General features: G+C 47.6%; 21 protein-coding genes and 1 tRNA gene. 13 read left to right on the forward strand and 9 right to left on the reverse strand.

Annotation, left to right across the window (positions count from 1 at the left end; translation table 11 throughout):
* Complete coding sequence (locus ACR9Y8_RS11490) at positions 1–861, forward strand: oxidoreductase (protein ID WP_481213407.1); 861 nt, start codon at positions 1–3, stop codon at positions 859–861.
* A gap of 59 nt (positions 862–920) precedes the next feature.
* On the opposite strand, the gene ACR9Y8_RS11495 is transcribed toward ACR9Y8_RS11490, so the two are convergent.
* From ACR9Y8_RS11495 to ACR9Y8_RS11505, 3 genes are all read right to left on the reverse strand, one after another.
* Positions 921–1724, reverse strand: a complete 804-nt coding sequence (locus tag ACR9Y8_RS11495; protein ID WP_481213408.1) for a helix-turn-helix domain-containing protein — start codon at positions 1722–1724, stop codon at positions 921–923.
* Positions 1725–1747: 23 nt separating this feature from the next.
* On the reverse strand, positions 1748–3658 hold the full coding sequence (locus ACR9Y8_RS11500) for a PAS domain-containing protein (RefSeq protein ID WP_481213409.1): 1911 nt from the start codon (positions 3656–3658) through the stop codon (positions 1748–1750).
* A 93-nt stretch (positions 3659–3751) separates the two neighbouring features.
* Positions 3752–4252: a hypothetical protein gene (locus ACR9Y8_RS11505; RefSeq protein WP_481213410.1), complete on the reverse strand. Its 501-nt coding sequence runs from the start codon at positions 4250–4252 to the stop codon at positions 3752–3754.
* Positions 4253–4457: 205 nt separating this feature from the next.
* Between ACR9Y8_RS11505 and ACR9Y8_RS11510 the strand changes: the two genes are divergently transcribed.
* Genes ACR9Y8_RS11510 through ACR9Y8_RS11525 form a run of 4 tightly spaced genes read left to right on the forward strand, consistent with a single transcriptional unit; the run spans position 4458 to position 6781 of the window.
* A complete protein-coding gene (locus ACR9Y8_RS11510) occupies positions 4458–5138 on the forward strand; it encodes an aspartyl/asparaginyl beta-hydroxylase domain-containing protein (RefSeq protein WP_481213411.1) in 681 nt (226 codons plus the stop codon).
* Positions 5138–6088 (forward strand): hypothetical protein, encoded by a 951-nt coding sequence (locus ACR9Y8_RS11515; RefSeq protein ID WP_481213412.1) that lies wholly within the window; start codon positions 5138–5140, stop codon positions 6086–6088. Before ACR9Y8_RS11510 ends, ACR9Y8_RS11515 begins: the two co-directional genes overlap by 1 nt.
* Positions 6088–6528, forward strand: coding sequence for a DUF6000 family protein (locus ACR9Y8_RS11520; protein ID WP_481213413.1), 441 nt, complete (start codon positions 6088–6090; stop codon positions 6526–6528). Before ACR9Y8_RS11515 ends, ACR9Y8_RS11520 begins: the two co-directional genes overlap by 1 nt.
* Positions 6437–6781 (forward strand): DUF6000 family protein, encoded by a 345-nt coding sequence (locus ACR9Y8_RS11525; RefSeq protein WP_481213414.1) that lies wholly within the window; start codon positions 6437–6439, stop codon positions 6779–6781. Before ACR9Y8_RS11520 ends, ACR9Y8_RS11525 begins: the two co-directional genes overlap by 92 nt.
* Here the strand turns inward: ACR9Y8_RS11525 and ACR9Y8_RS11530 are convergent.
* Both ACR9Y8_RS11530 and ACR9Y8_RS11535 read right to left on the reverse strand, forming a co-directional pair.
* The gene (locus ACR9Y8_RS11530; RefSeq protein ID WP_481213415.1) at positions 6730–7005 is read right to left on the reverse strand and encodes a phosphodiester glycosidase family protein; all 276 of its coding nucleotides are present in this window, start codon (positions 7003–7005) and stop codon (positions 6730–6732) included. The genes ACR9Y8_RS11525 and ACR9Y8_RS11530 overlap by 52 nt on opposite strands.
* Positions 7006–7039: 34 nt before the next feature.
* Positions 7040–7459, reverse strand: a complete 420-nt coding sequence (locus ACR9Y8_RS11535) for a hypothetical protein (protein WP_481213416.1) — start codon at positions 7457–7459, stop codon at positions 7040–7042.
* Positions 7460–7620: 161 nt separating this feature from the next.
* Here ACR9Y8_RS11535 and ACR9Y8_RS11540 point away from each other — a divergent pair, with 161 nt between their 5' ends.
* The 5 genes from ACR9Y8_RS11540 to ACR9Y8_RS11560 all read left to right on the forward strand — a co-directional run bounded on the left by ACR9Y8_RS11540 (position 7621) and on the right by ACR9Y8_RS11560 (position 13741).
* The gene (locus tag ACR9Y8_RS11540; protein ID WP_481213417.1) at positions 7621–8166 is read left to right on the forward strand and encodes a hypothetical protein; all 546 of its coding nucleotides are present in this window, start codon (positions 7621–7623) and stop codon (positions 8164–8166) included.
* 195 nt (positions 8167–8361) lie between these two features.
* A complete protein-coding gene (locus tag ACR9Y8_RS11545; protein ID WP_481213418.1) occupies positions 8362–10482 on the forward strand; it encodes a type IA DNA topoisomerase in 2121 nt (706 codons plus the stop codon).
* Positions 10483–10787: 305 nt separating this feature from the next.
* On the forward strand, positions 10788–11633 hold the full coding sequence (locus ACR9Y8_RS11550) for a helix-turn-helix domain-containing protein (protein WP_481213419.1): 846 nt from the start codon (positions 10788–10790) through the stop codon (positions 11631–11633).
* Positions 11634–11712: 79 nt separating this feature from the next.
* Positions 11713–12693 (forward strand): aldo/keto reductase, encoded by a 981-nt coding sequence (locus ACR9Y8_RS11555; protein WP_481213420.1) that lies wholly within the window; start codon positions 11713–11715, stop codon positions 12691–12693.
* Between the two features lie 142 nt (positions 12694–12835).
* Positions 12836–13741 carry a DMT family transporter gene (locus tag ACR9Y8_RS11560; protein WP_481213421.1) on the forward strand — a complete coding sequence of 302 codons (906 nt, stop codon included), beginning with the start codon at positions 12836–12838 and terminating at the stop codon, positions 13739–13741.
* Positions 13742–13772: 31 nt separating this feature from the next.
* Here ACR9Y8_RS11560 and ACR9Y8_RS11565 read toward each other — a convergent pair whose 3' ends face one another.
* Entirely contained in the window at positions 13773–14222 is a 450-nt protein-coding gene (locus ACR9Y8_RS11565) for a VOC family protein (protein WP_481213422.1), read from the reverse strand.
* A 637-nt stretch (positions 14223–14859) separates the two neighbouring features.
* Here ACR9Y8_RS11565 and ACR9Y8_RS11570 point away from each other — a divergent pair.
* The gene (locus tag ACR9Y8_RS11570; RefSeq protein ID WP_481213423.1) at positions 14860–15021 is read left to right on the forward strand and encodes a histidine kinase; all 162 of its coding nucleotides are present in this window, start codon (positions 14860–14862) and stop codon (positions 15019–15021) included.
* Positions 15022–15199: 178 nt separating this feature from the next.
* Here the strand turns inward: ACR9Y8_RS11570 and ACR9Y8_RS11575 are convergent.
* The 3 genes from ACR9Y8_RS11575 to ACR9Y8_RS11585 form a co-directional block, all read right to left on the reverse strand.
* A tRNA-Gln gene (locus ACR9Y8_RS11575) sits at positions 15200–15270 on the reverse strand.
* Between the two features lie 83 nt (positions 15271–15353).
* On the reverse strand, positions 15354–16385 hold the full coding sequence (locus ACR9Y8_RS11580) for a glycosyltransferase family 9 protein (RefSeq protein WP_481213424.1): 1032 nt from the start codon (positions 16383–16385) through the stop codon (positions 15354–15356).
* A gap of 7 nt (positions 16386–16392) precedes the next feature.
* A complete protein-coding gene (locus ACR9Y8_RS11585; RefSeq protein ID WP_481213425.1) occupies positions 16393–16998 on the reverse strand; it encodes a DUF4254 domain-containing protein in 606 nt (201 codons plus the stop codon).
* A gap of 125 nt (positions 16999–17123) precedes the next feature.
* Here ACR9Y8_RS11585 and ACR9Y8_RS11590 point away from each other — a divergent pair, with 125 nt between their 5' ends.
* Both ACR9Y8_RS11590 and ACR9Y8_RS11595 read left to right on the forward strand, forming a co-directional pair.
* Positions 17124–17657 (forward strand): RNA polymerase sigma-70 factor, encoded by a 534-nt coding sequence (locus ACR9Y8_RS11590; RefSeq protein ID WP_481213426.1) that lies wholly within the window; start codon positions 17124–17126, stop codon positions 17655–17657.
* 7 nt (positions 17658–17664) lie between these two features.
* Positions 17665–19068 carry a S41 family peptidase gene (locus ACR9Y8_RS11595; RefSeq protein WP_481213427.1) on the forward strand — a complete coding sequence of 468 codons (1404 nt, stop codon included), beginning with the start codon at positions 17665–17667 and terminating at the stop codon, positions 19066–19068.
* Positions 19069–19161: the final 93 nt, after the last annotated feature.

Below are 19161 nucleotides of genomic sequence, written 5' to 3' on the forward strand. Positions count from 1 at the left end.
ATGAGCACCCAAAAAACATGGTTTATAACCGGCGCATCAAAAGGCTTAGGCCTTACTCTCGTAAAACAGTTACTGAGCCTGGGCCACCAGGTAGCCGCCACTTCCAGGAGCCTGGAAGATCTGAATAATGCAGTAGGAGAAGACAATACCAACTTCCTTGCACTGACTGCTGATCTGAAAACAGAAGCGAGTGTAAACAAAGCAGTGAATGCTGCTATTGCCCGCTTCGGCAAATTAGATGTAGTAGTGAACAACGCAGGCTACGGGTTGGCGGGCAGCCTGGAAGAGCTGAGTGACAAGGAATCCAGGGAAAACTTTGACATCAATGTATTCGGCGCACTAAATGTGATCCGCAGCGTAATGCCGCACTTAAGGAAACAGCGCTCCGGGCATATCCTCAACATCTCCTCTATTGCAGGTCTTACAGGCAGCTTTCCCGGCTTTGGTATTTACTGCGCAACCAAATTTGCCCTGAACGGACTTTCTGAGTCGCTGGCTGCAGAAGTAAAACCTTTCGGCGTGCATGTTACGTTGGTACAACCCGGTTATTTCAGAACGTCTTTCCTCACAACAGATTCCCTGCGGGTACCTGCCAACGAGATAGCCGAATATAAAGAAGTAAGGGACGTGCAGGCTTTTCATCAGAACGAGATGAACGGCAACCAGGCAGGCGATCCTGAAAAAGCTGCCGCTGTGATGATTAAGGTAGCGAATGATCAAAATCCTCCGCTGCATTTGTTCCTCGGAGAAGATGCCTACAACCTGGCCTACGGAAAAATCGAGGCACTGAAAAGCGACCTGGAAGCATGGAAGGAAGACACCGTCTCCACCGGATATGAGGGCGCAGTGGTGGTACACTAATACATTTTGATCGATATATATCAGAACAGTCCATCTTATGGTGGGCTGTTCTTTTATTGTTAATCCCTGCCAATACAGAAATTACCATCTTCATTAAGTCGTATGAATTGCTGGGGAGTGATACCGGTATAATGCTTAAAATCCTTGATAAGGTGACTTTGATCGTGATACCCGAATTGTACGATGAGGTCAAACCAATTCACTTTGGCATCGGGATGACTGAGCAGATAAGTCAGCACCTGCTTAAAGCGCAGAAAGCGGACCAGCTCTTTAGGAGAATAACCCACATATTTTTTAAAGCGTAGTTGTACGGCGCGTTCTGAAACGCCATACCTGCCTGCAATTACCTTTACGGGATTTACCAGCGGATTATGAATATCGTCCACATGATCCAGCACCTGTTTAGTAGGCGTTTCGCTTTGCGCAATGTTCACCAGCAGGTAATCTGTAACTGCAGCGATCCTTTTCTCCGGATCGGGAATAGCGGCCAGTAAATGCCAGATCTCTTCCAGCCGTTCTGCGGCTGCTGCTTCGTCTCCGGGGGAGATGGAGAGAAAACGGTAAAAGCCATCCAGTATAAATTGCAGCACCAGCAGATCGCTGCCTGCTGTCAGTTCATAATTCATCATGCGGCGCAGCGGCCCCAGGATGCCGATGCGGTCAATGGTATGTTCGCCTGGTGCTTCATCCGCGAAAGAGAAGGCCACCGGCGCGCCAAAGTTAAAGACCAGCATCATTTCCAGGCTGGGCGACAAATGGTGCAGCTGCGGCGGCATATCCGGCGGTGTAGCGAGCGCATAGAAATGGCTTAATACGCCTGCCAGGCGGGGATCAACCGGGTAACGTTTTCCAAGGTCCGCCATAGAGGATTGTTTGTGGCGCTAACTTAATGAATTTCGTTCTTATTGTAGATCTGGTTACACTTATCCGCCATTTCATGCAGCATTGCATCCATATCATTTACCAGCTTTTCTATATGCAGTAAGAAGGGCAGGTTATCCGGGTTGGCCAGGTTCTCTTTATCCAGCTGGGCGAACAATCCCAGTAAAGACGCCACGGGCATACGCAGGCGGTGAGAGCTGATAAAGGCCACGTCTGTCAGCAGGCGGTTCTTCTCTTCCAGCTGCTGTTCAAATCTTTTCCTTTCGGTGATATTGGTCTGGATGATAATATGCTTCTCTATTTCCCCTGCAGCATCTACAATAGGTGTGATATCCATCACCACCCAATAAGGCTCCCCGGTGCTGGTATAGTTCAGTAATTCTACCACGCAGGGCTCGCCGGCTGCCAGCTTTTCGCCGATCTCGTGAACAGTTTTCGGATCGGTACCTTCTCCGTGCAGGAAAGAATGGGGCTTCAGGCCTTTGATCTCTTCCAGTGCATAACCCGTAAGATCTTCGAAGCTTTTATTCACCCATTCAATACAGGCATGCTCGTCTGTAATAAGCACGGGGTTATGGGTCATGCTGGCCACCAGGGACAGCCGGCGGATCTCTTCATTTTTCACCATCATGTCCTCTATATCCTGCATGGCGCCGATCATGCGCACGGGCTCGTTCTTTTCGTTATACAGGATATACCCGCGGGAGATCACATGGCGGTAACTGCCTTTCAGATCGATGAGCCGGTATTCTTTCTGCCAGTGGTTTTGTCCTTCCTGTATGGCCAGGTATACACTGTCCATCACACGTTGCCTGTCTTCCGGGTGTATGCGGGAAGCCCAGTAATCCACATCTTCGTCCCGGTTGCAGAAGCCGAAAAAGTGCAGCGCATTATCGTTCCAGGTTACCTTTTTGCTGATGAGGTTAAAGTCCCAGATGGCATCGTTGGTGGCCATGGTAACAATATCATAGCGTTCCAGTGCTTTGCGGAGGGCCAGCTCGTGTTGTTTTTCTTCCGTTATATCCCAGGCCATGCAGGTTACGCCGGTGATGGCGCCATTATGGTAGATGGGATCGAAAGAGATCTCCATATATTTCCATGTTTCTTCTGCTGTTTCCGCTTCGAAAGGGATCAGCTGCTTTTCGCCCTGAAGACTTTTTTCGTAGCAGGCTTTCCAGAGGGAAGACGGTTCCTCAATGCCAATGAGCAGCGCAGACCTGGCCTTGAAGACCCTGTTGGCGGCAATCACTTCCAGCTGGGCGTTTACTGCCCAGATCATATTTTGTGAGCTGTTAATGATGGTTTTCAGCAGCTGCTCCTGTTTGTGCAAGGCTTCGCCCGCCAGGTGTGCGGCGGTCACGTCAAAGATGCTGATCACTTCTGCAGCTTCTCCGCCATAGGTGATCATAAAGGATTCGATCTTCACATACATCAGGCTGCCGTCTTTTTTATAGTGCCGCCAGATACCGGATGGATTATATCCTGGCGACGCGGGTTGATTACGATTTTCGTATACCCGGGTAATGTCTTCCTTAGGGCGTATATCCAGGATGGTCATTTGCAGGAATTCTTCGCGGGTATAACCATACAGCGCAACGGCTGCATCATTCACTTCGAGGAAGCGAAAATCCTCCTTACAATAGATCCACATAGGCTGGGGATTTTCACGGAACATGCGCATATACGCTTTTTCAGAGGTATTTAGTTTATCCCGGTAATTTTTGAGCAGGATATACAATAATACAGCCGACAATAGTGCAAACAGGATCCCTTTGTAGTGCAGGAGCCAGTTTAGCACCCCTGAATTAACGTGTCCGCTGAGCAACGTGATCAGCAGGTCGACAGATAGGGCCCAGATTACAGCACAGATCGCATAAATAATAACGGTTGTCAGAGGTGATGTCGGTTTAGACATAGCAAACATTCACGGTTTCCTATATAAGATATAAAAATTTGGGCAGTAATTAAAATAATGTTTATAAAGATATGACGGGTATACGTTTTTATCTTACTGGTTGGCAGGTATGATGGCGTTTAACAGCTGGCGTTTCTGCTGCCAGGCGTTCACATCTCCATTCACTTCTACCCGTTTTCTTTTTTTTGTTGCAGTGATGATGGAGCCTATTACGGCGCCGCCTGCAAGGCCCAGTGCAAATCCTCCCGCGGCGCCAACACTTTCATCGAATTGGGCAAACTGGTCTGAACCGCTGTCGCCACTTGCTATCAGACCGATAAATAAGCCTGCAAACGCCCCCACACCAGTGCCTACTGCAATAGGTTGCCCAATCGGCGTTCCTGTTTTAATTAGACCGATCTTCGCGACGGCGATCTCCACTTGTTCCTTATGGCGCTGAACGATTACCGAGGAATCCGTTGTAGCTACCAGGTGGCCTTTAGCGAGCAATTTGCCATGGAGATCGAATACCCGTATAAATGTAGACTTGGCCTGCAATGGTAATGTACAACAGCATAATAGCAGAACCAATAGTGTAATGGTGCTCTTATTCATAAGTAACTTTTTTAAGGTGGCATACAAAACTATTTGCTGAATATTGGGGAGAGAAAAAGCGCTTTTTGGGGAACATCCGTACATAAGTTACGAAATTTCCATCACTTCCCGGTAATAACTTTCTCTATTTCCAGCAGAGCGCATGGCAGGAAAGGTATTAAGGATCAAAACAAATCTATTATATTAGCCATGCATTTAAACCCGGATGAACTATATAAAATTTTCCTACACCTATAACGTAGCAAAGCTCTGCGCGGAACTGGATGCCGTACTGCGGGAGGAGTGGCCATTACACTTCAACACGCGGGACTTTAACGGCGACTGGCGAAGTATTTCTCTCCGGTCTGCCAGCGGAGAAAGCAAAGACATCTACGCACATTCCAACGGCACCTACAGCGATACGCCTGTGCTTGCACTGATGCCTTATGTAAAAGAGATCCTTGATTCCTGGCAATGTGAAAAGGAAGCCGTACGTTTGTTGTCGCTCGCGCCCGGAAGTGTTGTAAAGCCCCACCGCGACCCGGGCTGCGCCTATCATGACGGCAACTTCAGGATACATATTCCTATCATCACCAACCCACAGGTGCAGTTCATGCTTGAAGACGAACAGCTGCCCCTCAAAGCAGGAGAATGCTGGTACATGAATTTCAGCGCTATACACAGCATTGTCAACGGTGGCAGTACCGCCAGGATCCATTTGGTGATAGACGGCATCCGCAACAGCTGGACCGATGAGCTGTTCACCGCACATGGCTATCGTCTCCAGGATAAGCACTCCGTAGAAAGCCTTGATGCTGCTACCAGGGCAAGGATGATAGAAGAACTGGAAAAAATGGACACTGCGGCATCCAAAGATCTCATTGCCCGTTTAAAAGCAGTACAATAATGCAGCAAGCCCTGATCGCTAACTGGACCCCCTACCGGCTCACTTATAACAATAATGAATGGCAGCTTCAATGGCTGGACCTCGGAAAAGAACGGATGATACATCCCTTTTTTGACGAGACCATCTTTGTTTGCAGGTGCAGACAAAAAGAACGATCCTCCCTGGAGAGCAGGAGCGATGCAGATTTTCTGTCTGTTGCCTGCGAAGGTTTGTCTGCCCTTGCGCCTTCGGCGTTTATCTTTCATGTTTCCCGTTGCGGTTCTACCTTGTTATCGCAGGCCTTTTCAACGCCTGAAGAAAACATTGTTGTTGCAGAGGCGCCCTTGCTGGATGAGATATTGAGAGCAGGAGAAAAAGATGCAGCGCTTACAACGGCCACCCGGGAGCATTGGTTCAGGTCAGCTATTCAGTTAATGGGCCAGCGACGTAATTTCAAAGAGGCTAATTATATTATCAAATTAGATAGCTGGCATATTCATTTCTATGAGCTGCTACGGGAATGGTTTCCGCAAACGCCCTTCTTCTTTCTATACCGCAGACCTGATGAGGTAATTGCCTCCCATGAAAAAAAGCGGGGTATCCATGCGGTACCGGGAATGGTGAATGCCAGCCTGCTTAAAACAGCGCAGCCGGCCACTTACCAGGGCGATTTTAACCGCTATACAGCGGCCGTACTGGAGCAGTATTATATAAAGCTGCTGGATATTCACGGGCTACAGCATCCTGCTAATTGCTTTTTTGATTATGGTGATGGGGTGAGGGAAATGGTGGAGCGTTTCAGCAGCTTTAGCGGTATTCCGATAAATAACAGTGATGAAATGGATGCCCGGTTAAAGCATTACAGTAAGGCGCCGGGAGAGGTGTTTCAGCCGGTGGAAGTAGATAATAAGGGTAGATACTTTTTTGAAGATTGTCAGCGTGCGTATGAAAAGTTAAAGGTCTCCAGATAATGAAAAAGAAATCATTGAATCAAATAGAACTACATACTGCAGGCGCAACAGTCCACCATCGTTCTCCATTTAAAGATTTACCATCGCTGGAAAATCAAACAGAATTAACCAAGGAGTTTATTGACAAATGGGTAATCCCATATTACATGAAGTTAGGAGATACAGAGAAAGAATGGGTAGATCAACTGGCAGTCATTAAGCGCGAGATCACAGACGAAATCATTCAGCAAAATCTTGGTGACTTTAATTGGAGGACAAGACAAACCGGAGCTTTCTTTGCTGCAATAACCAATAAACCTCAATATATAGACGTTATCGGCACCCACCTCTTAAAAAGCGAAGTTTGTTATGCCGGAGCGATCTATTGCAACGTGCTGGCTTTTTTTAACACCGAGAAATGTGTTGAATTACCTAAACCGCTACCTCGGCTATTATCTTAACCAACCAGATCTATGGTTCGATCAGCAGTATGCAATGGAAGCAATTTTGTATCTGGATAAAATAAACGGAACTTGTCATTTCGATCTCCACCTGGAGAATTGGAAAAAATTTATTGAAAACAAACCATACTGGAAAGCAGCAATTAGGACCGATCAGTTGGAGAACAGTTGGCGGTTATCACCGCCATCCAGGGGGGATAACTATTCCGATATCCCGATGATCACACCAAAATCTCCATCTGTCTGCAGCTGACCTTTCTCAGGCAAATACATACGGGATACAAAGCCGTCAAGATATAAAGCATTCTTGCATCCCAGGTTTTTAAAAAATAATGCAAAGTCGTAGAAGTTGATCTCTTTTTTAGACATGGCAAACACGATCCTGTTATCAGGCAGGATGCCAACGCCATTCCGGATATTGAGATTTGTTGAACCCTGTTTAAATGCAGGATGAATCGCGCCATCGATGACCAGCATGGGCCCTGATTGCGTTGCCCATTTGATGTTATCGCTATTGGTAAATTCCGGGCTTGTACACAATTCCCGCTTGGCCGGTGTTCATAATAAAGAATACGCCATTAGGTTTCAGGTAAAAGTTGCCCTCGCCCGACGCTGTATTTAAAGCGGTAATAACCTTTTGCCGCTGGATGAACAGGCCTAATGGAACGTTATTGGTCATGAACATACCACCGTTCATCGCAAACAGTAGTTTCTTGTTTTGATGGTGCAGGTAATCTTTCAGGTTTTGAATGCTTCTAAATATCTGCCCATTATTATCCTTCCAATACAGTTGAAGATCCTGTTTTTTGGGGTCAGCGATGTAGCTAATTATAACATCGTCGTCAGCCGCAGGCTTGCCAGCTGTAAAAGAGAGGGCGGCAATCAGCAGAACAGCGCCTAAAGCGGCGATATAGATCAGTTTATGTTTCATATATATTACTGTTGGTATAGATTATAAAGGTTTGCAATTTATTCATAACGGGTTGACAAGGTTTATATAAGTGGATAATGCGAAGCCTTCCAAAGATAAGAATTTGGGAAATAACAATCTTAATGGTATCATTGTCGCAATATTAGCTTTTAAAAGGAAAAATGAACTACTTCTTTGACTTCCTAAGCTATCTGCTACAAGCATACGGCATCTCTACCATCTTATACCTGATCATTTCACTATTTTCTGATCCGCTTAAACGCCAAAGAAAGTATTATTTATCTATTGCCAACACAATTGCGGCTGTCGCTGGCATGTTAATGGCAGGTATACTAGGGGTCGACCTTATTATAAGCTACTATACCCCGGGAGATTCCGAACACCTTTTCTTTCATTACCGCTTATTCCCGTTGCTGGCCACTATCATACTAGTATGCGGCATTTCGTTACCAGCACTGTTCTGTAATCTGAAGCAGCATTTACTTTTCACGCTAGCGCTAATCTTAATTCTAAACATGGCCTACATGGCCGAAGCTCTTTACCTATTGATTGCAGATTATTTTTTCGACGGCCTGGTGGACACCGTCTGGAAAGTATCCAAAGATGACAACTCACCTTTGCGTTACATTGTCCCCCTTTCCCCGGTGTATTTAGCCGCTGTATATATAATAGCGAGGAAAAAACAGTCGAAAGAAACAGTTATTTAAAATAATAATACTCATCATGCTCTTTCAGCAATCTGAAAAAACCCTATCCATTCCAGCTGGGCATTAGATACGGATTCTAAATACAGCTTTTTTTTCCGCACGAACCGATTGGCATTTGTCAACCGGTTTTTTTGTTTATACTCCTCCTCTCCTCCAAAAAAAATTTACGACATTTGCCGTTCTTTTCAAGGGACTATGAAGGTTTGCATCGCAGAAAAGCCAAGTGTGGCCAGGGATATTGCTCATATCATCGGCGCTGCTCAGCGCCGTGACGGCTTCTATGAAGGTAACGGTTACCAGGTAACCTGGACCTTCGGGCATTTCTGTACCCTGAAGGAACCGCACGATTATTTTGAGCGCTGGAAGTACTGGCAGCTGGAAGACCTTCCTATTCTCCCGGCAAGCTTTGGCATCAAGCTGATCGACAATGCCGGGGTGCAAAAACAGTTCTCCGTAATAGAACAGCTGGTACAGCAATGTGAAGAAGTGATCAACTGCGGTGACGCCGGCCAGGAGGGCGAACTGATACAGCGCTGGGTACTGCTCAAAGCACGCTGCACTGCCCCGGTGAAAAGATTGTGGATCTCTTCACTCACTGATGAAGCCATCCGCAACGGCTTTGCCGCCCTGCGCGAAAGCGCCCAGTTCGACAACCTGTACGCTGCGGGCAGCGCACGTGCTATCGGCGACTGGCTGCTGGGCATGAATGCCACGAGACTCTTTACCAAGAAATTCGCTATCGGCAAAACCGTATTGTCTATCGGCCGTGTACAAACGCCTACCCTGGCTATGATCGTACAACGGCAAAAGGAGATCAATGCGTTTGTGCAGGAAGATTACTGGGAGCTCAAGACCATCTACCGCGAAACGGAGTTCACCGCTTCTATAGACCGGCTGAAGGACCTGGAAAAAGCAAACCGCGGACTGGCCTACCTGCAGCAGCACCCCTTCGAAGTGGTGTCCTTTGAAAGAAAAGAAGGCAAGGAAGGCAATCCCCGCCTGTTTGACCTGACCGCCCTGCAGGTGGAAGCCAACAAGCGCTACGCCTACAGTGCCGATGATACGCTGAAGTATATTCAAAGCCTGTATGAGAAAAAGATGGTGACCTACCCCCGCGTAGACACCACTTACCTGTCTGAAGACCTGCATCCAAAAATTGCCGGTATCCTGCAGGAAATGACGCCTTACAAGGCGTTGATCGCTCCGCTGCTGGAGAAACCGATCCCCAAGCTGAAAACGGTGTTCGACGACAAAAAGGTAACCGATCACCATGCCATCATCCCCACCGGGGTATACCCCTCAGGGCTGTCGCCGGAAGAGAAGCGGATCTACGACCTGGTAGCCCGGCGCTTCATTGCGGCCTTTTATCCCGAATGCCGTATTGCCAACACCACCGTGCTCGGGAAAGTAGGACAGGTGCCGTTTAAAGCCACCGGCAAGCAGATCATCGAGCCAGGCTGGAAAGAAGTATACGCCAATGACGCCAGCCAGAAAAAAGAAGACGAAGAAGAGGAAAAGATACTGCCGGTATTCGAGGTAGGCGAAAGCGGTCCGCATACCCCCAGGGTGCACCAGGGCCGAACATCGCCTCCCAAGCCTTTTACAGAGGCCACCCTGCTGCGGGCCATGGAAACCGCCGGTAAGCAGGTAGACAACGAAGAAATGCGCGAGCTGCTGAAAGATAACGGCATTGGCAGACCTTCCACCCGTGCGAATATCATCGAAACACTGTTCCGCCGTAAATACATCGAGAAACGTAAAAAGAATATCTACGCCACCCAAACAGGCATCGACCTGATAGACACCATACAGTCGGAACTGCTGAAAAGCCCCGAACTCACGGGTCAGTGGGAACGCAAGCTGCGGCTGATCGAAAAAGGGGAATACGCCATGGATACTTTTAAGGAGGAACTGGTTCAAATGGTGACTGAGCTGGTGAGTGAAGTAAAGACCGCCGGTTACAAGGTCATCTCCGTAGCGCCGCAAGCGCCTCCGGAGCCCGAAAAACCGGCTAAAGCATCCAAGCCGAAGACTCAGCCCACCCCTACAGAGATAACGGCACTTTCATGCCCCAAATGCAAAACCCAGCCCCTTAAAAAGGGAAATACGGCCTACGGCTGCGCCAATTACCAGGTGTGTGGCTTTAAGTTACCTTTCGAAGCCTTTGGCAAGAAACTGACAGACAAACAGCTAGCCGATCTGATCATAAAAGGCAAAACACCGAAGATCAAAGGTCTCCAACTCCCCGGCAGCGCCGAACCGGTGCAGGCCCGGCTGGTGCTCAACGCTCAGTTTGAGCTGATAGCAGCACCGTAATATCAACATGCTTACACTATTCTTAGCGGATGGCCAGGATGCTGGTCCTACTGTTGTATTCCCTAAGAAGCTTAGCGGGTACGTAGGAATCTTGCTATTATCCTACCAGATATAATGGAGATAACTACTCCTTATAAAGGTGGCTTATATCTCGCTTATAACTGGCTTATAACCCCCAGACATGGGGCAGATATCCTATGTCTAAGCCGTATCCATAGCGGGTTTGAGCCGAACAGACGTTAGGAGCGCCCGGGGACTTAGTCGAACCTGGGTAAATAAAAGTTTGATTTTCTTAATTTTGCGGAATGACTGGCGATTTAAAATTGAACGGTTTTAAGGTCTACCCTATTTCGGGGACTCCGCCCCCTTCGCTTCCGCATGGCAGACGGGATTATTATAAAATAGTGCTGGTAAGCGGCGATATGGTCCTTTATTATGGGGACAAAACTATCGAAATAAACGATACCTTTTTATTTTTCAGCAATCCCCGTGTACCCCATTCCGTTACTATTCGTTCTGGTGAAAGAAAAGGCTATGCCTGTGTTTTTACCGAAACTTTTATTACTGGCAGGGAACGCAGGGAAATTTTGCAGCATTCTTCATTATTTCATATAGAAGCCTCCCCTGTCATCCCTGTTAACAATGAACAGGCCGCCTTTTTGACCGGTCTGTACCAAAGGATGCTGGATGTATACAGCGGCGACTATGATCACAAGGATGAACTGCTCAAGAGCTGCGTAGAGCTGCTCCTGCATGAAGGACTCAGGATCCAGCCGCCACAAAATACGCCAAAAGAAAGAAATGCGGCCACCCGGATCACCGCTTTATTCATGGAATTACTGGAAAGACAATTTCCCATTGAAAGCAGCGGAGACCCACTCAGGTTAAGAACTCCCCAGGACTTTGCAGGAGCCCTGGCGGTGCACATTAATTACCTCAACCGCTCGGTGAAAGAAGTTACCGGTAAGCCCACCTCTGTGCACATCGCGGAACGCATCGCTGCAGAAGCCAAAGCCCTTTTACAGCACAGCAACTGGAGCGTGGCCGATATTGCCTATGGCCTGGGCTTTGAATATCCCACCTATTTTAACAATTACTTCAAAAGGGTCACCGGCGCCACGCCCCAATCCTTCCGCAAAGTAAAAGTTTGAAAGTCATACTTTTTGGTTTGATTCTCTTTTAAAATGAGCCCTGTTTAATGGGAGCTTTGTATCCGTAAATACAAGCATCATGGAAAAGAGAAAATTGAACAAACTGGAAGTATCTGCCATCGGTTTTGGCTGTATGGGACTTAGCCAGGGATATATTCCTACCCCGGATAAAGCCGAAGCGATCCGTATTATTCAGCAAACCTATGACCTGGGCTGCACTTTCTTTGATACCGCCGAAAGATATGCTATGGGCGCCAATGAGGAACTGGTAGGGGAAGCCTTAAAAGACGTTCGCAAGCAGGTGGTGATTGCAACAAAGTTCCTCATTGAGGAAAATAGCGGGCTTAATACCAGGGAACAATTGATGCAGGAGCTCAGGCGGCGGCTGGAGGGCTCTTTAAAGCGGCTGGGCACTGACCATGTGGAGCTATATTATCAGCATAGGGTGAATAAGGATATCCCGGTAGAAGATATAGCCTACTGCATGGGCGAGTTTATCAAGGAAGGCAAGATCCTCGGCTGGGGACAATCGCAGGCAAGCGCAGATGAAATAAGACGTGCGCATGCCGTAACGCCGTTAACGGCTATACAGAATGAATATTCCATCATGGCGCGCAGCTTTGAAAAGGATGTGATCCCGGTGTGTGAAGAACTGGGTATTGGTTTCGTGCCCTTCTCTCCGTTGGCCAACGGGTTCCTCTCCGGGAAGGTGAATGCAGCTACTGAATTTACCGGGCTGGATGCAAGAAGGGTCATCAGCAGGTTTAATAAGGAAAACATCGTTGCCAATCAACCGCTGCTAGAGTTGATCCATCAATTTGCAGCGTCTAAACATGCTACACCCGCGCAGATCTCACTGGCCTGGATGCTGCATAAAAAAGACTTCATTGTGCCGATCCCCGGATCGCGCAACCTGGAACGGATTGAAGAAAACCTGCGAGCAGCTGCAGTAGTGCTGACGGAGGCAGAATACCAGGAAATTGAGGCTGAACTTGGAAAGATTGCCATTCATGGCGACCGGAAGGATGAAGATATTGCAAAACTGCGATTCCTTAAATAAATCTAAAGGGAGCATCCTGTACATCGGATGCTCCTTTTAGTTTATAAAATTCCAGTCAATGGGCAGATCAACACAGTAGTGACCATATTCTTTCAGACAGTCTTTTTTTACCTTTGGTCCTGCCATTTAACCTAAAAACGTTATGCCAGGACCCTTATTCAACAAACACACCCAGGGGCTACTCAGTATCATCTTTGTGATGATGATATGGGGTAGCTCTTTCACTGTTACCAAGCTGGTAGTTACCGAGGTACCGCCTCATATTTTCGCGGGGATCCGTAACCTTATGGCTTGCGCCGCATTGCTGCCTTTCTATATTATCAGGCGACGGAAGGTGAAAGACCGGCTGCCCTACACGAAGCTCACGCTCATGGGCCTGACAGGAACGACGCTTTACTATTACGTATTTAATACAGGTATGAAGTACGTGGCTGCAAGCACAGGAGCGCTCATAGAAGGACTGTTACCCGTGGCCATTGCCATCTCTGCAGCCATCTTCCTCAAAGAGCACCTTACCCGTCGGGCCATTGCAGGGATCGTACTGTCTGTTGCGGGCGTGGTGCTCGTTGGTTTTGTGGGTAACCACGAAAAGTCTGGTAATTCAATAATGGGCAGCTTCCTGATCGTTGCTGCAGTGTTGTTGTGGAACGCCTATACGCTGCTGTCCAGGAGCCTGAAAGATTGCGATACAGTATTGGTGACAACAGTGAGCACGTTTATTGGTACTATACTGTCGCTGCCGCTACCCGCGTACGAGATCATTAGCCAAGGCATGCCTGCTATTTCGTGGGAAGCATGGGTGGGAATGGCTGGCCTGGCGATATTTGCTTCAGCAGTAGCTTACTCGCTGTATAATAAAGCATTGGAAAGCCTGCCCGCCGCCCAGGTAGGCAACTTTCTGAACCTTAATCCCGTGATCGGAGCACTGGTAGCTTTCGTGGTTTTGAAAGATAAGCTGACAGTGCTGCAAATAGCCGGCGGAGCCCTGGTGCTGGCGGGTATCTGGCTCAGCAGCCGGCCGGTCAATAAAAAACCGCCACAGCAATGAGCTGCAGCGGTTTTACAATAGGTTTGATCACTTATTGAGGTTTCACTCTTGATGGATCATCATAGCCTACCATCCAGTTGATGCCGAACTTGTCGGTGAACATCCCGAAGTAAGAGCCCCAGAAAGTATCGCCCATCGGCATGATCACCTGTCCGCCGGCGGAAAGACCTGCAAACATTTTATCGGCTTCAGCCTTGCCTTCTGTGCTTACAGAGATCGAGAAATTGTTACCTTCCTTGTAGTTGGCAGCCCATTCTCCGCCGGTATCGCTTCCCATCAACATGGTTTCTTTGCTAATGGGAAGAGAGACGTGCATGATCTTGTTGGCATCCTCGGGACTGGCTGTTTTGCCGTCGGGGCCTGGCGGCATTTCACCAAAGCGTCCGATATACGGAAAGTCACCGCCGAATACGGACTTGTAAAAATTAAATGCTTCCTCGCAATTACCATTAAAGGTTAAATAAACATTTACGGTTGCCATGGTTACTGTTTTAGGTTTGTTGATGACAATAACTTGAAGAATGCGATCGGACTAAGCTTGTTGTCTTTTGGGCCTCTTGCGACAATGTTTGTGGATACTGAAAGGTAAAGATTCTGTGCTAAAAATAAAAAAACAAAATTGCTGTCCTGCGACGGAAACAGGAGGGCTGATTTATTCATACTTCTACAAACAGCCCTCCTTCTTCTCTTATTTTTGGAGGAGAAAGAAGCATACTTTTGCTTTGGGTATTATTCCAGCGCATTTATCAAAATTAAACGTTTCACCATTGCCACTCATGCCTTAGTTTGGATATTGTAGCTGATTATTCCTTACATTTACACGGATCAGCTGATCAATGCGTTAGACCCTTGCTCTGACGAAACGTATCCTCTTCTCTGTCTTGCATTAGGTACCGTATTGATAATAATATTTTACTTCAACTACTTTTTTCTCATTCCCAGATTTCTGCTTACAAAACAATACTGGTTCTATTTTTCCTTCCTGTTGCTGGCAGTACTACAGTATTTGTACTCTTGGGCGTGACATTCTTATCTGCGGGGTTCAACCATGGAGTATTATCCAGGTCCAATCCTGCTATTGAAAAAATATTTCCCGTTATAATAATGAATGCTTTTTATTGTGGCTCTTATTCATTGGATCATCTATTTTATGGACAGCTTATAACCGGTTAAAGCAGACTGAAAGTGAAAGGCTTTCAGCACAAATCACTTCGCTTAAATCACACATCAATCCTCATTTCCTGTTTAATACCTTAAACAATATTTATGCTACCGCCTAAAGTAGAGACAGACCTTATTACAGGTGAAACAGAATACAGTTTCATCCGGGTTTATACAGAGCCGATAGCAAAAGGCAATCATTACCGGTTTGTGTTATGGTTAAATGAGTACCATAGTTCATAGGAGAACCAATAAAAAAACCGCTACAGTCATGAACTATAGCGGTTTTTATCTTTGTTGCCCGACCAGGATTCGAACCTAGACAAACAGAACCAAAATCTGTCGTACTACCATTATACTATCGGGCACCATTGATTTGGGATGGCAAAATTAGGCTTTTTTTTATTACTTCAAAAAAATATCGATACTTTTTTTGAACACAGAAAATCAATCACTTAGGCAGCAGCTCCAGCACCTTTTCTACCACTTTCTCTGGCCCCAGCCACTCCATACAGGCATGATCTCCGCGGAAACAGGGTTTATTGCCGAATACGGAACAGGGGCGGCAATACAGGTCTATTTGCACGGCTCTATCCATCGGCTGCCCGTAGCCCATAAAACCCGCAAAAGGGTGGGTAGCGCCCCAAACAGACACTACCGGGATACCAAACAGCGATGCCAGGTGCATATTGGCAGAGTCCATACTGATCATCAGGTCCAGCTGGCTGATAATGGCCAGCTCTTCTTCCAGGGAAAAGCGACCAGCTATTACCGTGGCCTGTGGATACCGTTGCGCCAGCTCCTGGAGCTGGGCCACTTCCTGCGCGCCGCCTCCAAAGAGCAGCAATTTATACTGCGGCTGTTGGCTGAGCGCTGCGAGCGCCTGTTCCATTTTTTCCAGGGGATAGGTCTTTTCGCGGTAGGTGGCAAAGGGGGCCACTCCTATCCAGGTATCAGCGCCTTTAACGCCGGTAACCTTGGTTATGCTGTCATTTAAGGGCAGGCGAATCACCGGCACCGGGGCTGTTGGCATATGGCAGGAAAAACCCAGCTGGCGGAAAACAGTGGCATAGCGTTCTATGGTGGTGGTCAGCGGCTGCAGCACCTTTTCTTCCTGGCGGGTGAGCGCTTTTTTACCGGCCCGTCCTTTGTCAATTACTGCGGTTGGCACCCCTTTCAGGCGGAAAAAAGTGCGTACTATTTTGGCGCGCAGCACCTCGTGCAGGTCGGCCACCGCCTCAATGCGATGCGCTTTGCTGATCTCGCGGAACAAGCGGTATAACCCGGGCAGGCCTTTATGCCGTCCTTTCAGGTCGGCGGGAAAAAAGGTGAGGCGGGGAATATCCTTACAAAGGGCGCCCCAGTTCTTGTTGGATACAAAAACGATTTGCATTCCGGGATTTCCTGCCAACACCTGTTTCATAACAGGTATAGTCATTGCAGCGTCTCCCATTGCTGAAAAGCGGATGGCAAGTACCGTCAAAAGCTCTCTATTTTACTGTTTTGTATAGTACCGGGTTCAGGGAAGGATCATTATACATTTTCATCTGCCTGTACACCTTCATGTATTTTTTTCCGGCGCTGATGTCTTCCAGCAGTTCTTCTATAGCGGTGCCCAGGTCTTTCTGTTGTATCAGCAGGATATCCAGTTTACGCTGGCAGGCGGCGCGGTGCTCTTCTGTGGCATCAGCGCGGTGCGCTTCTTCCTGCATGTGATAGATCTTGAGCGCGAGGATAGAAAGGCGGTCAACCGCCCAGGCCGGGCTTTCGGTATTGATCCGGGCATCCTGCTGTGCAGTCACGCTTTTGTATTTATCCAGAAAATAGCTGTCAATGTATTCCACCACATCAGTACGTTCCTGGTTGGAACGGTCGATCCAGCGCTTGATATCCAGTGCTTTTACCGGGTCGATGGCGGGATCGCGGACAATATCTTCCAGGTGCCATTGCACCGTGTCTATCCAGTTCTTCAGGTAGAGCAGGTGCTCTATGCTGTTCTTATCATAAGGATTAGCTATTGCCTGATGTACGCTATCCTGTACATGATAATCCTGTATGCTCTGGTTAAATACCTGGTTACATAATGCTGTGAACATGGGACAAATGTATATAAAAGAAGCTGTCATACAAAGACCGCACCATATAGAATACGGGCTTTCCTTAACATTGAAGTAACATTCACGTGTTACATTTAAAGTCGCAAATCGCTAATGCATAATCTATGTCTGATAACCCGTCAAAAGCGCTTTTCCAGCAGTTGTTTGAGGCGAACCGCGATAAGGTGTTCAGGTTTGCTTATAAACTCACGGAAGATGTTGCCCGTGCAGAGGAGATCACCCAGCAGTGCTTCATCAGACTTTGGGAAAACATACACAAGGTACAGGAGGGACAGGACGTTTTTCCACTGTTGTTTGTTCTCACCAAAAATATCGTGGTGGATCAAACCCGTAAACTATACCGGGAGAAACAAACGCTGGCACAGATTTCATCCCATCAGTCTTCTACTGTCAGCGAGAACAGGGAAGAACAACAGCTGATGCGCAAAGAATTCTGGCAACAGATCCAGAAGGTAGTGGATAAAATGCCGGAACAACGCCGGAACGTGTACCTGCTGAGCCGGGATAAAGGCTGTAGCCATAAAGAGATTGCGGAACAGCTGAGCCTCTCCCCCACTACTGTAAGAAATCACCTGAACCTTGCCCTGCAGTTCATTCGCCGGGAAATGATGATCTACTACGATATAGAAGTTAAATAAACCCGTTATGCCCTCAACCAGCTGCTTTCGTAAATTATTAGCCGCCCTTACCTGCCTGATGCTGATCGGCGCATGCAGTAAAAAAGATGATCCAGGTCCTACCGTTCCCACCGGCCCTGTTACCCAGCAGGAGATCAATAACTGGATACTGGATAGTATGCGTTATTTCTACCTGTGGAACGCCTCACTGCCTGCAAAGGCGGATACACAGCCCAGTGTTACCTTTTTTAACAGCCTGAAGCACTCAGCTGACCGTTTTTCTTTTCTGTACAACCCGAATGATCTGTCTACCTATCCAAAATACATGCTGTATAATTACGGTTTGGATTTTTCCATTATCTCCTGGCCACAGGCGTCCGGTGGAGCTATTGGTGTAGTGAAGTTCGTGCTGCCTGGATCAGACGCAGCCATGCAAGGACTAACCCGTGGCAGTTATTTTACCCGTATCAATGGTACAACGGTTACCACCGGCAATGCTGCCACGCTCAGCGAAAGCCTGCTGCAGCAATCCGAAGGAAGATTTACCACCGCTACAGTAAGCGGAACTACTGTTGTGGAAGGTAACATTGTTACCCTGCAGTCCAAAAGCTGGAGCGAGAACCCTGTCTACGATCAGCGTATGCTCACGGCAGGCGGCAGAAAGGTTGCCTATCTCTTCTATAATTATTTTAATGACAGCTACAACGAAACAGTAAAAGGCGTATTCCAGGATTTCAAAAATGCAGGCGCCAATGAGCTGATACTCGATCTGCGCTATAATCCCGGCGGCAGTGTAGCAGCGGCGGCGCAACTGGCTGCATTAATTTCGCCGGGCATTAATGAGCAAAGTGGCTTTGTAAAATACAGCGGAAACAGCCGCCTCGGAGAAAGGATGATCTCTTTCAAATCGGCATTGTCTGTACCGGAGAGTGGCGCACCCATTAATTTCAGTGCACTCTCGTCTGCCCGCCTTTCTTTATCCAGGGTGTTTATTCTCGCCGGAGCGCAAACTGCTTCTGCGGCAGAGCTACTGATCAATAATCTTAAACCCTATATGCAGGTGATACTGATCGGGCAAGCTACTTTCGGAAAAGATAAAGGCGCTATTATAATCTGGGACCAGCGCAGGCCTCAACGTATTCCCTGGATACTCATGCCTATAAGTTACAACCTTGCGAATTCCAAAGGAGAAGGCGGTTATACGCAAGGCATTGCGCCCCAGTACCCGGTAGATGAATTGGGCCGTCAGCCGCTTTTACCTGTAGGCGACCATGAAGATCCGCTCATTGCAAAGGCCATCGCTATTCTCAATGGCAATGGCAGACAGACAGCTCCGGCTGGTGAGCGCGCAGGCAGACAGGTATATTTTGATTCCAGGCAAAAAGCGGCAGCGGGGAATGTAGTGTATTTGCCAACCAGCTTATTCAGGTAAGAAAAGAGAGGAAAGAACAAACAATGGATATTTGTTAAAGCAGCGTACTGTAGATACAGCACGCTGCAAATAGCACTATTCGATGGAGGGGTC

The sequence above is a fragment of the Chitinophaga sp. SVR4-12A genome, from assembly GCF_056754765.1.